Below are 15,078 nucleotides of genomic sequence, written 5' to 3' on the forward strand. Positions count from 1 at the left end.
TTCGACAAGCATCAGTGCCAGGTAAACCAGATGAAGAGATAGCCCGCCATTACGGCAACAAAGGTAAAGGGAATCCCGATTTTCATGAAATCGGAAAACTTCACCGTATAGCCGTTCTGCTTCAGCATGCCGACCGCCGTGATATTCGCACTGGCTCCAATCGGGGTAATATTTCCTCCGAGAGTCGCTCCGGATAGCAGCCCGAAATAAAGCAGATAAGGTTCAATCCCGAGCAGTTGGCTGATTCCCGTAATAATCGGAAGCATGGTCGCCACATAGGGAATATTGTCCACGAAGGCGGAAAAAAGTACGGATCCCCAGACAATGATGGTATAAAGCAGGAATAGATTCTTTCCTCCGACCTTGGCAATGCCGTTTGCCACCATAGCAATAATGCCGACATCGGTAATGCCTTGAATCACCAGAAATAAGCCGGTCAGGATACAGAGCGTTTCAAAGTCAACGGAAAGAACAGCCTTCTTGAGATTCTCGGGCATCCTCTTCATCCGAAAATCCATGAGCATGCAAAGCACGGCAATCACACAACAAATGATTCCGTTAATCGTACTCGGTGTATTCGGGATAAAGGAAGCGATAATCAGACATACTACAACACCGCATAAAGCCACAGTCGGAAATATGCCTTCCACTTCCGTTTTTTCCGTCGCTTCCACCGGTTGATTCAGCTTATGGAAAAGGAAAATCATTACCGGAACCGTGAGCAATGCCCCAAGCTCCACTGCCCAGAATATTCCCGGCCTTCCATGCATAAAGAAGAATTGCATAAAGTTCATTTTTGCATAGGCGCCGAGCATAATGGAGGTCGTATCCCCCACGAGCGTTGCCGCCCCCTGCAGGTTAGAGGAAACGGCAATCGCAAGGAGCATCGATACCGGACTGATTTTCAGCTTCTTGCATATCGCAAGTCCGACCGGCGCAATCATTAGCACCGTCGCCACATTGTCGATAAAAGCGGAAACCGCACCGGCAAAGAGAGACATCAGAATAATCACCCACATCACCGTGGGACATTTTTCCAAAATAATCTCCGCCAAACGGTTCGGCATCTTGGATTCAATAAAGTAATACACGATGACCATGGTACCCCCGATCATCATGATTACATTCCAGTTGATGATCGAAAGCCAGTAGAGCGGATTTCTCTTTAAAATACCGAAAAGGACAAAGAGCACGGCCACGCTCCAGATTGCATACAGCCTCCACTCCGTTTTTGCAATCATCACGACATACATCAGAATGAAGAGAATGATTGCAATCATTTGTAAATTCATAAATTAACCCCTTCTTACTCCTTAAATGGAAGCTTTAAGATAATCTTCGTGTAGTTCTGCTCTTCTTTCGAATGCGCGCCGGGTCTGTGTCCGTCCCAAGGAAAGGCTGCCCAAAACATGCCTTTCTTAATTTTCATCTGATGAGAAAAATCGCCTGTATAGCGCGCAGCATCCTTTTCCGCATTGTACGGGATACTTTCCGTAAGTTCTTCTAAAATTGCCCAGGCAATTTCTTCCGAACCTTCCTCAATAATCTGCACATCAATAAAGTTCTTGTGCGCTTCATATGTACCATCGGAGAAAGCCTTGGTCTTGCCTCTTTCCACTTTAAAAAATCCGCCGTCAAAATCATATCTTCCTGCAGGAATCTCTCCTCCGGCCTTTTCCTTCTCCTCCCTAATCGCCTGTAAGCCCTTCTCGAGGTTCGGCAGAAGCGGTGCATAAAAATGAATGTTATCCAGATGATCGATAATCATAAAAGTACCTCCTTTTTTTCAAAAATCTCTTTAATAAACTACTTCTTAATTTCAAATCTTTGTATGCTGTTCCGAAATATAGTACCACAGGAACATCATTTTTCATAATGCCCTCTACAGGAAACAATCAGCAACTCTCCGGAGACAATGGTAAAAACAAGCCTATTTTCTTTATCAATTCTTCTGCTCCAGCCATCACGATATTTTAGGGGTTCAGATTTTCCGATTCCTTGTAAACCATTTCTCTCTATATCTTTTATTAAGGAATTAATCCTCTTCAATGTTTTTTTATCCTGCCCCTGCCAATACAGATAATCCTCCCAGGCTTCATCAGACCATATCTTTCTCATCTTAATCCTCAATTAATTCGTGCACAGTTCCCTTGCCGTCCAGCAATTGTTTAAATCCTCTCTCCAGTTTATCTAAATACCGTGCATTTCGTAATTCCTTTTCCATCTCATTGAACTGTTCCAGGCTTAAAACAACTACATTTTTATCTTCTTTTCGAGTAATGATGATCGTTTCTCCATTATCCGTAGCCAAATCGCAGTATTCCTTCAAATTATTTCTCATTGTTGTATAGTTTACCGCTATCATAAAAGCACCTCCATTTCTGTACAGTCTATTGTACAGAAATGGAGGTGCCATTTCAAGCCTTCTCTTGTATTTTCGAATTTTCAAGCTTTGAATCAAACTATTCCAAAGTAAGTAGAAGTGCCATCTTAAACTTCCCGAGAGCCTTCACGCTGTGCCGTCCGCCTTTAGCAAAATGGAACTGTTCTCCGGCATGGATGGTATGGTCTGTTCCCTCATAATTAATGATTGCCTCTCCTTCCAGCGCGAAGAAAATCGCCTCTCCGGGAGCCGCATGCTCGCTTAAGCCTGTCCCCTCATCAAATGCCATCAGCACGAACTTCATTTTCTCATTGTGAACAACATCCATATTCACAATTTTTCCTTCCCCGTACGGAAGTAAATCCTTTAATTGAAAAACCTCACCCGCCTTAATCACTTCATTCATCTTATCTTCCCTCCTAATATTTATTTCCGTATAAATTGCACCCTGTTTGCTTCGCATTCCTACCGGCTCATCCACCTTGCAGAGAATGGACTCCCCTTGTGAAAGGACCGTGGGATTCTGCAGCTTTTGGGATTTTCCCCCATAAACCTCGAGGTCTCCCGCATGGAGAATCAGAAACTTATGCTCCGAAAAAATCTCCGGGCTGATATCGGTATTCCTGTCCATGGAAAAAATCAGAATCGGATTACGGCCGCCCTCAAGCTCCTTCGACACCGTACAGCCCTTCAGCGGCTGATTCTCCTTTTCTATGGAAAATACTTTTCCTGCTTCCAGTTTCATCTTTCCTCCTTTCTCCTTTCTCCTTTCTCTTTACAGGTATACTGTAACATGCAGTTTACACTATATTTGTTGCAAATGTCACACTTTCACAGCCCTTCATTTCGTTTTATCTCGCAATTCCCATTAAATATACTTTAGTCTTATCCTTTCAAACATTTATGTTTTAACTATCTCGATTTTTAAGTTTTTCCGTCGAAGGAATAGTAGCTGAAATAACACAAAAATGACTTACGAGAGGAAAAAAAATGAAAAAGAAAGCAGCAACAAGAGAGAATACGGGAAAAAGCTCCCGCTGGAAGAAGATGAAGCTAAGTTCCCGCATATCCGTTATTACCGGCTTTCTCAGTATTTTGATTCTGGCAGCTGTCAGTATCTCTATAATTTACATGGGAAAAAATGCATTGTACAAATCCCTGCAGGGAAATATGAACGATAAAATCCGGCTGGGTATTGCAGATCTGGACAATGTGGTAACGCAGGCGGAAACTACCGCCAATACCATAAAAGACGGGATGATTTACATTTACGATCAGACCGATCTGTCGGGTGGTGTTCCGGCAAATCCCTGGACCATCTATGATGATTACGGGAATTTACTGGAAACCAAAGATATGAGCGGCACCATATTCCGCTCCAGAATCATTGATACCACGATTCCCGCGAGTCGTTACAATGCGGAAACCACCATACTGGATTCCCTTTATTCCGCCATCAAAAATAATGAGTCTCTCCTGGGCGCCGGTGTCTTCTTGGAACCGGATGCCTTTTACAAAGGAATTGACGAATATGCTCCCTATATGACCAGTGAACAGGTGCAGAAAAGAGAAGTTACCAATGCCGCCTATGTCAATTACAAAGACCAGGAATATTACCTGAGAGCACGCGAAAGTAAGGGACTCGTCTTGACCAATGCCTATGAAAACTTCGGAACAAACGAGTATGTTGTTTCCGTTGTGGAGCCTATCTTCTATGGAAATGAATTCAAAGGTGTCGTAATTCTGGATATGAATACAGAAGCCTTCGGCATTGTGGAGCAGGAGGATTCCCGTTTTAAAACTCTCTACAGTAGTGTAGTCGATACAAATGGCTTTGTGATGTACAGTATGGATGCCGAAGAAGACAAAAAAAATCTAAAAGATGTACTCCCCGCCGACAGCATGTCTACCTTGCAATCCTTCTTTGATAAAAATGAGCCTTTCTCGACGCATATTGCAAACAGCAAGGGGGAGCTCCTGCAATATAATGCTATGCCTTTACAGGTAGAGGGCGTAACGTGGTGGGTTTCTATTTCCGTTTCCGAAAAAGAGTATACTTCCGCCATTTCTCATATGGTTCTGGTTGCACTTCCCCTCTCTCTTTTAGGAATTCTGATTCTGGTCGCTGCGGGTCATTTCTTTATTCGGAAAGGGCTTGAGCCATTGCAAAGCATTGTGACCGCAGGAGATCGTCTGGCAGTAGGAGATTTCTCTCAGGATATCCAATATGCTTATCAGGATGAGATTGGAAGTATTTTCCTCAGTATGGGAAGAGTGGTCAGTCGAATAAAAAGTATCATCCATGATCTATCCGAAAAGCTATCCCAAATTGCCAAGGGTGACCTTTCCACCGACTTTCAAAACACGGATCTCTATATCGGAGAGTATTCCCCTCTTTTGGATAATCTCAAAGAAATACTGCTTGATTTAAACAATACCATGGGAGAAATCAAAGACAGTTCCACGTCCGTCAACTCTTCCGCCTTTAAGCTAAGTGAATCTGCACAGTACCTTTCGGACGGAGCCTCTGACCAGGCCTCCTCTATTGAGGAATTGAGTGTGACCATGGATGAAATTTCCGCCAATATCCAGGAAACAGCAAATAGGTCTATCCACGCCCTTACCTTGTCCGATCAGGCGGAACAGGCCGTAGGAAGGAGTAATTTGAAGATGGAAGAGATGTCCGAAGCCATGACGGAAATTACGGAAAAGTCTCATGAAATCAGTAAAATCATTAAGACTATAGATGACATTGCCTTTCAAACAAATATCCTATCCCTTAATGCCGCGATAGAAGCGGCAAGGGCCGGTGTAGCCGGAAAAGGGTTTGCCGTTGTTGCGGATGAAGTCGGTAATCTTGCACAAAAATCCGCAGAGGCCGCTAAAAATACGGCAAATTTAATTCAGGAAACGATTAGCTCTGTGAATAAAGGTGCCAAAATATCTACAGAAACAAAGGAATCCTTATCTCTTGTTTCCGAGCAAACCCAAAAAATCAATACAATCATCTCTTCTATTTCGAATGCTTCGGAAAAAGAGGCGGATGGAATTCAACAGCTTAGTAACGGCTTGACGCAGATTTCCTCCGTAGTACAAAAAAACAATGCTACAGCTGAAGAGTCTGCTCTGGCATCCACCGCACTTTCCAAGCAGTCGGAAAGAATGAACGGCTTGGTTGGAAAGTTTAAATTGCGAAGGAAAAGGGAAGACAACGATTAGAAAGAAGTCCCCTAAGCTCGTTATCTCATGCCCGACTCGTGTATGCTCTTAATGAAAAAGGATTGTATGCTCATAGCGAAACATACAATCCTTTTTCTATGTGGATGGCGTTCATACAGCCTTTATTGATTTTGACGCAGAGCGGCTTTTATCAATACATTTCTTCCTATAAACCAAAAGCTGCTTTCCTTAGGCTTCCTGCTCTTTCTTGCGAAGAACAACAAAACCGGCAAGGCTTGCTGCGGAAAGTCCGAACAGAGATGCCCAAAGGGCTGTGAAGTTGTTGTCTCCCGTAGCAACTGCTGCACGGCCGGAAACATTCTTTCCGCTCGGACGGGACTCTCCAAGAACCTCTCCCTTTTTCTCTACAGTCTCTACAGCAGTCGGTGCAGGACGGTTCTCCCCAAGAACTTCACCCTGGTTAGACGGTGTCGGACGATCCTCTCCCAATACATTTCCCGGCTGAGAAGGAGTAGACGGATTCACAATCGGTGTTCTGCTTCCACCGTTGCCACCATTACTGCCATTTCCTCCGTTACTCGGGTTAACAGGCTGTACGGGATTTACCGGATTCTCAGGCTGTACGGGATTTACCGGAGCAATCGGTGTTACCGTACGTTCCTTATCCGTAAACTTAACTGTCAAGTAAACCTTGTCATTATCCTGACCGGCAACACTATCACGACCGGCATCGTCCTGGATAGCGCCCCACTTGTAGGCAGCATCTCTCCATCCTCTGGCTCCCAAGCTGGCTTTCATATATCCAACCAAGGTTCCATTAATGGTTCCCTCCGTCGTTGTCGTGGTAGTGGTTGTTACTTCTGTAGCTGTTTCTGTAGATTCACTTGCCGACTGTTTATTGCCCTTGGCAGAATTAAACTGAACTCCAGTCATTATAAGTTGAATCTTTTGTGCGGATTCGCTGACAATCTTTCTTAAATTTCCAAAGGTACTTGTATTGTAAGTTACTTTATTTTTATAGGTACCATCTGCATTCTTTTTAGAATCATCAGGATAAGTTCCGGCATATTCTCCAGCATTATCTTTCGCAGGATTAAAGAAACCACGCTTAAATGTATGTCTAAAATTCTCGACAGTACTCACTGTATAATTCTTGCCGTCTTTTCCTTTGATAATTGTTGTACTATATAAATCCGGTCCATTTTTTCCATTCTCATACGTCGTTTTAAACGGTGTAATATTCGATAAATCCAAATCCATCGCAATACTTACTTTGTCCTTAGCAAAAGTTGAGTTTGCATAATTAATGCGGAAAATCATACGCTTTCCATCAGAAGCACTTAGTGCATAATGTTGTTTTGCATCCTCTAAGTCTGTAGGAAGATAGAAGCTTCCGTCAAGCTTATCTCCCATCGTAAAAGTAGCGCGAAGCCCGGTTTCCAAGTCATTAACATAAGTAGCCTTTGCATTATCTTTTCCCGCGATCTTATCTCCTACCTCCTCCGATGCAAGAATGGCATTCGTAACCGCGGAGACATCCAAATCCGCCTTTAAAGAGTATGGCTTTCCACTCTCTACGTCGTGTGCAGCAATCTCAGTGGAATCAAAATTCCCGGTACCTTGTTCTTTTATGGAAAGATCTCCCTTCATGACAAGGTCTCCACTTTCCTTATTTGCATACTCTGTTCCATTAAATTCGCTAGACTTAACAGAAAGCTCTGTCTTATCTTTTACATCATCAGGAGTGATTTCAAAGCTAACTCCATCCGCATTGATTTTCGTGCCTTGAAAATCATCCTTATTTACCACATTATTCACTTTATTCGGCACAGTAGTTGCAGGATCTGCTGCCGGCTCTGTAACGGTAACCGGAGCTGCCGGTGTAGCAGCCGTAGCCGTAGTTGTCGTACCTGCAGTAGCCGCTGTTGTCCCGGATGCTGCGGAAGAAGCGCCGGTTCCTGTTGTGCTTGCTGCCGCTGTAGTAGCTACTCCGCTTGCTGCCGGAGCTGTAGTTGTCGTACCTGTAGTAGCTGCTGTACTTTCTACTGCTGTTGCTGTACTGGCCGGAGCCGCTGTAGTAGCCGCTGTACTTTCTACTGTTGTAGCTGTACTAGCCGGAGCTGCTGTTGTTGTGCCTGCTGCTGTTGCAGTGGTCGGTGCTGTTGCCTCGGTACTTGTTACTGCCGCACTGCTTGTTTCTTCTGCTCTTGCTACAAATGGAGTTGTTGCGATTGCTCCCGTCACAGCGAGTGCCGCTACCTGAATCTTCAAATTTTTCTTTCTCATCTTCATTTCTCCTTGGATAAATGTACCATAGCAGTTACTGCTCAATCCTTGAAAATGTCCTATGGTATGGATTTCGGACAAAGACTTCAGACAGAACACGATTTTCCTTCAGAGGGCTCCATCAAATTGTCCACAATTATTTCTTTAAACAACGCCAATAACTATACTACGCATTATAAAGGAAATGCAATAGATAATTAAATTTTAAATTATGAAAATTAAATAAAATCTTAAGCAATTTTTGTAAGAAATGTCATAAAGGTTTTAAAAAAGGAAGGGCTTCTTAAAATCCCTCCCTTGAATAAAATTTTTTCAAACAATTTAATCTTCCGGAGCAAATTCTCCCCCGTTTCCGGGAACAAAATGCCCGCACCCTACGCCCAACACAAAATGGAGTTTTGCAATACCGAGATCCACCAAATCCATTTCGTAACTGTTTTCCACCGTAGCCGTAACAATCCCATTATGATAATGAAAGAAAGGTTTTTGCTTGTTCAAAGCACTCGGTGCAAGAGCTACCGCCTCCATCCCTTCCTTCACCCACTTGGGGTAAGATCGGTCTCCTTCTATACGGGCGGTCCAATCCTTCTTTTTCGTAGGGAGAAGGGAATGGAACAGCTTTCCTCTCAGCCCCTCGTCTCCCGGATAGCCCAGAAGAATCACAGCCTGTACATGCTCCTCCTCCGCATAGGAAAAGCTCTCCCTATCAAAGGTTCCTCCCACCCAACAGGTACTAAGGCCCAGACCTTCCGCAAAAAGAAGGAGTTTTTCACCGTAGTAACCGATTTTCTCCCGAAAGTGGGGTTGTCCCGGATTCCCCTTCAAAAGAAGGAGGCTTCGTACATTTTTAAATAGTCCATAGCTTTTTCCGAAACGGGAAAATGCTCTGCTTCCGTCTTCTACAAATTCAATGGTAAAACCGCTTTCCGCATTTACCTCCAGAATCTCTTCCTGTATCTTCCGAATGCAGTCCTCCTGCAATTCTTCTTTAGAAAAATATCGTTGTGATTTCCGATGCAATATCGTCTCGTCCATGCTAGTCCTTCTTCCATTTCCATATCGCCATGCTGAAAATCAAGGCATATCCTATAAAGCTGTAAATATCCGGTAATTCTCCCAAGATGACAAAGCCGAGTATTGCGGAGAAAATAACCTGACTATAATCAAATACGGAGATTTCCTTCGCGGGGGCATAGGAATACGCCTTCGTTACGAAAATCTGTCCCACAGCCGCACAAAGTCCCGCGCCTGTCAGGAAAAGCAGCTGTTCCGCACTTAAGGGTCTAAACTGCAGAAGGCAAATGGGTAAGAGCGCAATAGAAGAAATAAAGGAAAAATAGAACACAATCTGTGCTCCTCTTACTCCATGCGTTCCGAGCTTTCGCACAAAGGTAAAAGCCGTTCCGGCACAAAAACCTCCCAAAAGACCGACCAGAGCAGGAAGCCCCAGGAGTCCCTGTCCCGGTTTAACAACAAAAGCCGCACCGATTAAGGCGACTAGGACGGAAACGATACTGGTCAGATTCGGTTTTTCCTGCAAGATGAAAATGGACATCACAATAGAAAAAAACGGTGCCATTTTCTGCAGGATACTGGAATCTCCCAGCTTTAAATATCCAATCGCCCAGAAATTACAAATCAGCCCGGCCGTTCCGAAAAAACAGCGCAGAAAAAGGGGGAGCCGATTCTTCTTTTCTACATAAAAGGACACACCTTCGCGTCGCATGATAATGTAGGCAACCACCAAGGCTACCGCATTTCGGAACATGGCCTTTTCAATGACCGGAACCTTCCCGGACAGCTTTACAAAAAAGCTCATTCCGGCAAATCCCGCCGCGGAAATCATAATGGAGATAATCCCCTTCAGGCGTTTATCGTTTACAATCTGTTCACTCATCTCTTAATCCACTTTCCATTGGTAAAGTCGGGAATGGCTACCGCCTGTCCGCCGAGCGCAATCGACTCCTCGGAAAGAGCCGTAATGCTCATCCAGCTTGCCATATCATAGACATCGATAGGCATGGGAAGCCCTTCCTGCAGGCAGTGAATGAATTCGGAGAAAACAAGATAATCCATTCCTCCGTGTCCCTTCTTTACGCCTGCCTTAAGGTAATCCTTCCAAAGCGGGTGCTCATACTGCGCGCGGAAGCGTTCCACATTGCCCCACTGTTTCTTCCAGTCGAAATGATCCTTTGCCCCCTCATCTCCGTCCAGGAAAATAGAAGCATTGTCTTCCATATACATGCCCTTCGTACCTTGTACGGTAAAGCCTCGGGAATAAGCGCGCGGAAGCGTGGTATCCAAGGTCAGTAAAATGCTTTCTCCGTTACTACAGTGAATCATGGTGTTCACAATGTCTCCCTGTTGAAAAACCGTATTCTGCAGTACCTTATCTTCCGGCTTCTTTTCCTGAATGTAATCCCGAAGTCCTGCCGCCTTGGACGCCATGGAGCAGAGGCTCAGCATCCTGTTTCCTCTATTAATATGTAAAATTTTAGCAATCGGGCCTAACTCATGCGTCGGATAATTTTCCGAATTCCGATGGATGTAATTATCCAAACGATAATGGCGATTCTCTCTTCCGAAGGCGATTTCCTCCCGCAAATCATGCTTATAGCCGCCCTCACAGTGTACAATCTCTCCGAGAACGCCCGTCTCCGCCATATGATAAACCATCATTTCGTCTCTGCCGTAGACGCAGTTCTCCATAAACATAATGGGCGTCTTGGTTTCCTCATAGCAGTCCACGAGTCTCCAGCACTCGGCAACGGAATAAGCACCGCCCACTTCGGAAGCTACCGCCTTTCCGGCACGCATAGCGGCAATCGCGATTTCACTGTGGGTATCCCATGAGGCGGAAATGAGAACCGCATCCAGTTCTTTCATCTCCAGCATCTCCCGATAGTCGGAAAAGCACTTCGGTCTTTCCCGCCCCATCTCTTCCAAGGCCTTTGCGATATCTTCTCTTCGATCCTCATAAACATCGCAAAGTGCAATAAATTCCACATCCGGATGCTCTGAATACACGTTCTTTACCAGCTCAGCCCCCCTCTGTCCGAGACCGACTACTCCCAGATTGATCTTTCTTCCCATTATGACCCCTTTCTTGTCCTATGTCATAGCCTTTATACGGTACATCCGATTCTCTTATTTTTTCTCAAACTGTTTTCAATTCTAACATAATTTCGAAAATTAATCACTTTTGCTTTTGTTTCTTTATCAACTGACAAAATCTTTACTCTCTATTCCGTTTTATTCTTCTTTTTCTTTTGTTTTCCTAAATGGCTTGAAATCATTTTGAGATTTTTCCCATAAAATGATAAGATATTCCCAATCATTGCAGTTATTTTGCAAATACGGATTGATCCATCCTGTTACAGCTGACTGCCGAACGAGGAGGTTTCTATGAAAAAAATATTGGCAAATGCCGTTTCTTTGGGGCTGCTCGCCCTATCTCTTTCAGCCTGCGGAGCCGCTAAAGAAAACAGCAATCTTCAAACGACCGCCGGGGAGAGTTCCGCCGAAGAAAAGGCGCAAGAGCTGACGGACGCCGGAAGCCCCATAGATAAGCTGGATGTATGCATCGGCCCCTCTCCGGAAACCATGGATCCCCAGCTGAACTCTACGCTGGACGGAGGCACCATGATTATGCATTGCTTTGAAGGACTGCTAAAATACGGAGAAGACGGGAAAGTCCTCCCTGCCATGGCGGAAAGCTGGGAAGCTTCGAAAGACGGGCTCAGCTGGACCTTCCATTTACGGGATGGCTTAAAGTGGTCGGACGGTCAGGAACTGAGTGCGGAAGACTTCATTTACTCTTTCAGAAGACTGGCAGACCAAAAGACAGCGGCTCCCTATGGCTACGACATGCTGAACATGGTTGCCGGTTATGAAGAAGCGGCAAAGGGAAATCCGGAAGCATTGCAGGTAGAAGCGCCGGATAAGAAAACCTTTATCGTCCATCTTTCTACTCCGCTCAGCTATTATGAGAAAATTGCGGCATTTGTTTCTTTGGTTCCTCTTCGAAAAGACATTCTGGAGAAAAACGGGGAATCCTGGAGCATCAATGCTTCCAGCTACATCTCAAACGGAGCCTATCAGATGAGCGAGTTTGTGGATGGAGACTATATTTCCCTAAAGAAAAATCCCTATTATTACGATGCCGATAAAGTCAACGTAAACGAATTGATCTTCCACCTGGTGGACGATGATAATTCCGCTTACAATGCTTATCAGGAGGGAAGTCTGGATGTCACGAGCCGTATCCCTTCCGAGGAAATGTCCACCCTCCGGAATACGGAAGATTTTAAAACCTATCCCATGCTCGGCACCTCGGGGATGGTATTTAACACGGAAAAGGCCCCTTTTGACAATCCGAAAGTTCGTAAAGCCTTTGCTTTAGCCATTGATAAGAAGTATATTGCAGAAAATATTTTTGAAGGCTATCGTACGCCTGCCTCCACCTTCGTTTGCGAAGGAATCACGGATCCTGCAGACGGAAGCTCCTTTGTGGAAAAGACCTTGCAGGACTATGGAACGCCCTTCCATCCGGACGATTATGAAAAAGACCTGGAAGAGGCCAAGAAATTGATGGCGGAAGCAGGTTTCCCGAACGGAGAAGGTTTCCCGAAGGTAAAATACTTAAACAATGCCGGCGGAGCAAACAATACCATTTCCGAATATCTGCAGAGTGCCTTCAAAGAGCTCGGAGTGGAACTGGAAATTGATACCCAGGAGTGGAAGGTCGTTTCCGCAACCCAGCACGTCGGGGACTTCCAGTTAACTCGTTTTGCATGGGTTTATGACTACAATGAGCCCTCGCAGCTTCTGAATGTTTTCCGTTCCAAGGATCGGAACAACTACGGTCGCTACAGTAATGAAGCCTATGACAAGCTGATGCAGGAAGCCATGGCCGAAAGTGACGGAGAAAAACGTTCGAAACTCCTGCATGAGGCGGAACAGATTCTGCTCGAGGATCTGCCGATGGCGCCTATGGTATTTTCTAAAGACAATTACCTGGTTCGTCCCAATTTAAAGGGCATGCAACACCTCGAGACCGGAAATACTTATTTTATGTATTGCACAAGGACGGAATAGGATCGTGCGTTTTTCAGCACGGCACAAAACAAATTTAGCACGCTTTATGCACGATACTCGTTGTGAGTAAAAGAGACGGAGCAAAAAGAATTTTCTCTTTCTGCTCCGTCTCTTCTGTTTCAGACAAGATCTCTTCTTACTTTGTCTTCATTTCTTATTGTGCGAGGTGGTTTTCCAGACCGTCCGTATAGAATTCCGCACTGTACAGTCCTCTTACCGTAGCATAAACGGAACTGTGATTTCCCGGAACTAAAACAACTGCATTTCCCCTTTCTTCCACCTCATACCGCTTTACTCCATGCAGGAAATCGTCCGGTTCCGTCAGGTAAAGTGCGGTAAGCTTTCCTGCGTGAGTCCATTCTCCTCCAAGAACCAATGCGACTCCGGAAGTTTTCTTCTTTACGTCGCGAAGTCCGCTATGCTCCAAAATAAACGGCTGATTGTTCTCAATTTGTTCCTTGGCCCACTCGGAGAAGGAATTCAAATTTCCGCTGTTTCTTCTGCTTAGCAGGGCTTCTTCGCTATAGTTTGCGGGAATTTTCTTCCCTCTTGCATCCGCACTTAAGTTCGATGCACTGCTAACGGCCGTTCCCGCTTCCGCTGCTTTCTTATATAGAGCGATTGCCGTTTGACCGGCACCGTTCTCTTTCTCTTCCAGCACAGTCTTTAGCTTATGATTCCGTCCGAAAATTCTAAGAGAAGCATCTTCGTTGTCACGCAGGATGTTTTGTACTTCCGCATCATGACTCTTCAAGTAGTAGTCCAGGAGATCCCGTTCAATAGCATAATAAGAAAGTGCTGCAGAATACGCCTTCTCTCCTTCCGCATTCTCTACCTGCTCCGTAATGTTCGCCCGATCAATGATTCCGCTCCCTGCTGCATATTCCTTGAAGCCGTAGCTGTACGTCTTTTCTTCCACATGGACTTTTTTACTGCTAAAATCCGATTCTTGAAGGTCTACTCCGGCTATGAAGAAGGATTCTCTTCTTTCCTCCAGACGCTTTTTCTCCAAAGCCTCCCGCTCCAGTCTGTCCCTCTCCGCCTTACGACGTGCCTCTTCTTCACTATCTTTCTTCTGCTGCGCTTCCTCTTTCTCTCTTTGCTTTCTTTCCGCCTCCGCTCTTCTTTCAATTTCTTCTTTTCGCCTTAGCTCATTTTGTGCGTGATATTGATAGAGCTCTTCCGCTGTCTCAAACGGATTCGTTGTTGAGGGGTTGTAGCTTGTTTGCCAAGCGGAAGTGCTGCCGGATCCTGCTCCACCGGCGCTTCCCGATCCGCCACCGGAACGACCGCCTCCGCCGCCTGAACCGCCTGAGCCTCCTGAACGAATGCCGCTTCCTCCGCCGGAACCGCCGCCGTTAAAAGCCACTGTGCTCTCTTTGTCCTGTCCTCCGGCGTTCAAGGCCTCGGTCTGTTTTCTCTCCTTCTCCGCTTCCTTTTCTTTCTCTACCGTACTTTTTACGCCCAGTTCCGGCTTAAAGACGGATTCACCTTTTTCGTTGGCCCACTTTCCGCCACTTGACACAAAATAGCCGTCCGGAGTCTTTTCATTCTCCGCCATTTTCCCGGTATCGGCAGCAAAATAATAACAGTATCCGTCAATCCACTGCCAGCCCTGCGCCAATTTTCCAAGAGAAGCTTCCTTGGTATCCAGGAAGTACCACTTGCCTTCCATCTGTACCCAACCTGTTGCCAGCGTTCCTTTTACCGGATCAATAAAGTATTTCTGTCCTTTATCCTCTACCCAGCCCGTTTTCTTTTGTCCATTTTGATCCAGAAAAATCCATGTGTCACCGGTCTGCACCCATTTTCCGGCCGTCCCTGACTCTTCCGCTCTTACTGCCAGCGGGGAAAATGCAGTCAATGCCGCAATACTCAAAGGTATAAGTCCTTTTTTTGCCCAATGCTTCATGATTCCTCCTTCTTGCTATCCTATAGTTATTTATACTTATCTGAATTACAGTTTTTCCATATCTTTAGGAACATCGACCGCTTAGAAGGATTAAATAAGGAGTTTTGTTTGCATTTTATCTAAAATAATTAATTTTTATATTATAGGATGCTTTCGCGCAAGCAAGATACCGCACGCTATGCGCACAATACTCGTTATGAAATAGAGTACCTTAACAAGC

12 protein-coding genes are annotated in these 15,078 nt (G+C 45.1%); 2 read left to right on the plus strand and 10 right to left on the minus strand.

Going from position 1 to position 15,078, the window contains the following annotated elements; translation table 11 throughout:
• Positions 1–11: 11 nt before the first annotated feature.
• From HMPREF9124_RS10655 to HMPREF9124_RS10675, 5 genes are all read right to left on the minus strand, one after another.
• Positions 12–1,292: an SLC13 family permease gene (locus HMPREF9124_RS10655; protein ID WP_009428049.1), complete on the minus strand. Its 1,281-nt coding sequence runs from the start codon at positions 1,290–1,292 to the stop codon at positions 12–14.
• Between the two features lie 14 nt (positions 1,293–1,306).
• The gene (locus HMPREF9124_RS10660; protein ID WP_009428550.1) at positions 1,307–1,768 is read right to left on the minus strand and encodes a YhcH/YjgK/YiaL family protein; all 462 of its coding nucleotides are present in this window, start codon (positions 1,766–1,768) and stop codon (positions 1,307–1,309) included.
• A gap of 95 nt (positions 1,769–1,863) precedes the next feature.
• On the minus strand, positions 1,864–2,118 hold the full coding sequence (locus HMPREF9124_RS10665; protein ID WP_009429064.1) for a Txe/YoeB family addiction module toxin: 255 nt from the start codon (positions 2,116–2,118) through the stop codon (positions 1,864–1,866).
• Position 2,119: 1 nt separating this feature from the next.
• Positions 2,120–2,365 (minus strand): type II toxin-antitoxin system Phd/YefM family antitoxin, encoded by a 246-nt coding sequence (locus tag HMPREF9124_RS10670; protein ID WP_009429868.1) that lies wholly within the window; start codon positions 2,363–2,365, stop codon positions 2,120–2,122.
• 97 nt (positions 2,366–2,462) lie between these two features.
• Positions 2,463–3,128, minus strand: coding sequence for a cupin domain-containing protein (locus tag HMPREF9124_RS10675; protein WP_009428006.1), 666 nt, complete (start codon positions 3,126–3,128; stop codon positions 2,463–2,465).
• A 245-nt stretch (positions 3,129–3,373) separates the two neighbouring features.
• On the opposite strand from HMPREF9124_RS10675, the gene HMPREF9124_RS10680 reads away from it, so the two are divergent.
• Entirely contained in the window at positions 3,374–5,602 is a 2,229-nt protein-coding gene (locus HMPREF9124_RS10680) for a methyl-accepting chemotaxis protein (protein ID WP_009428794.1), read from the plus strand.
• Between the two features lie 189 nt (positions 5,603–5,791).
• Here HMPREF9124_RS10680 and HMPREF9124_RS10685 read toward each other — a convergent pair whose 3' ends face one another.
• From HMPREF9124_RS10685 to HMPREF9124_RS10700, 4 genes are all read right to left on the minus strand, one after another.
• Positions 5,792–7,849, minus strand: coding sequence for a hypothetical protein (locus tag HMPREF9124_RS10685; RefSeq protein ID WP_009429316.1), 2,058 nt, complete (start codon positions 7,847–7,849; stop codon positions 5,792–5,794).
• A gap of 321 nt (positions 7,850–8,170) precedes the next feature.
• A complete protein-coding gene (locus HMPREF9124_RS10690; RefSeq protein ID WP_009428155.1) occupies positions 8,171–8,884 on the minus strand; it encodes a nitroreductase family protein in 714 nt (237 codons plus the stop codon).
• 1 nt (position 8,885) lies between these two features.
• Positions 8,886–9,746: a DMT family transporter gene (locus HMPREF9124_RS10695; protein ID WP_009427819.1), complete on the minus strand. Its 861-nt coding sequence runs from the start codon at positions 9,744–9,746 to the stop codon at positions 8,886–8,888.
• The gene (locus HMPREF9124_RS10700) at positions 9,743–10,942 is read right to left on the minus strand and encodes a Gfo/Idh/MocA family protein (protein WP_009428483.1); all 1,200 of its coding nucleotides are present in this window, start codon (positions 10,940–10,942) and stop codon (positions 9,743–9,745) included. Before HMPREF9124_RS10700 ends, HMPREF9124_RS10695 begins: the two co-directional genes overlap by 4 nt.
• Positions 10,943–11,254: 312 nt before the next feature.
• Here HMPREF9124_RS10700 and HMPREF9124_RS10705 point away from each other — a divergent pair, with 312 nt between their 5' ends.
• Entirely contained in the window at positions 11,255–12,946 is a 1,692-nt protein-coding gene (locus HMPREF9124_RS10705) for a peptide ABC transporter substrate-binding protein (protein ID WP_009429372.1), read from the plus strand.
• 154 nt (positions 12,947–13,100) lie between these two features.
• Here the strand turns inward: HMPREF9124_RS10705 and HMPREF9124_RS10710 are convergent, their stop codons facing one another.
• Entirely contained in the window at positions 13,101–14,858 is a 1,758-nt protein-coding gene (locus HMPREF9124_RS10710) for an N-acetylmuramoyl-L-alanine amidase family protein (protein WP_009429814.1), read from the minus strand.
• Positions 14,859–15,078: the final 220 nt, after the last annotated feature.

The organism is Oribacterium sp. oral taxon 108 str. F0425 (genome assembly GCF_000214455.1).
Classification (GTDB): domain Bacteria; phylum Bacillota; class Clostridia; order Lachnospirales; family Lachnospiraceae; genus Oribacterium; species Oribacterium asaccharolyticum.

Excerpts from the sequence above, each read along its gene's own strand:
- HMPREF9124_RS10655 (WP_009428049.1), bottom strand. The coding sequence starts at position 1,292 with ATGAATTTACAAATGATTGCAATCATTCTCTTCATTCTGATGTATGTC.
- HMPREF9124_RS10660 (WP_009428550.1), bottom strand. The coding sequence starts at position 1,768 with ATGATTATCGATCATCTGGATAACATTCATTTTTATGCACCGCTTCTG.
- HMPREF9124_RS10665 (WP_009429064.1), bottom strand. The coding sequence starts at position 2,118 with ATGAGAAAGATATGGTCTGATGAAGCCTGGGAGGATTATCTGTATTGG.
- HMPREF9124_RS10670 (WP_009429868.1), bottom strand. The coding sequence starts at position 2,365 with ATGATAGCGGTAAACTATACAACAATGAGAAATAATTTGAAGGAATAC.
- HMPREF9124_RS10675 (WP_009428006.1), bottom strand. The coding sequence starts at position 3,128 with ATGAAACTGGAAGCAGGAAAAGTATTTTCCATAGAAAAGGAGAATCAG.
- HMPREF9124_RS10680 (WP_009428794.1), top strand. The coding sequence starts at position 3,374 with ATGAAAAAGAAAGCAGCAACAAGAGAGAATACGGGAAAAAGCTCCCGC.
- HMPREF9124_RS10685 (WP_009429316.1), bottom strand. The coding sequence starts at position 7,849 with ATGAGAAAGAAAAATTTGAAGATTCAGGTAGCGGCACTCGCTGTGACG.
- HMPREF9124_RS10690 (WP_009428155.1), bottom strand. The coding sequence starts at position 8,884 with ATGGACGAGACGATATTGCATCGGAAATCACAACGATATTTTTCTAAA.
- HMPREF9124_RS10695 (WP_009427819.1), bottom strand. The coding sequence starts at position 9,746 with ATGAGTGAACAGATTGTAAACGATAAACGCCTGAAGGGGATTATCTCC.
- HMPREF9124_RS10700 (WP_009428483.1), bottom strand. The coding sequence starts at position 10,942 with ATGGGAAGAAAGATCAATCTGGGAGTAGTCGGTCTCGGACAGAGGGGG.
- HMPREF9124_RS10705 (WP_009429372.1), top strand. The coding sequence starts at position 11,255 with ATGAAAAAAATATTGGCAAATGCCGTTTCTTTGGGGCTGCTCGCCCTA.
- HMPREF9124_RS10710 (WP_009429814.1), bottom strand. The coding sequence starts at position 14,858 with ATGAAGCATTGGGCAAAAAAAGGACTTATACCTTTGAGTATTGCGGCA.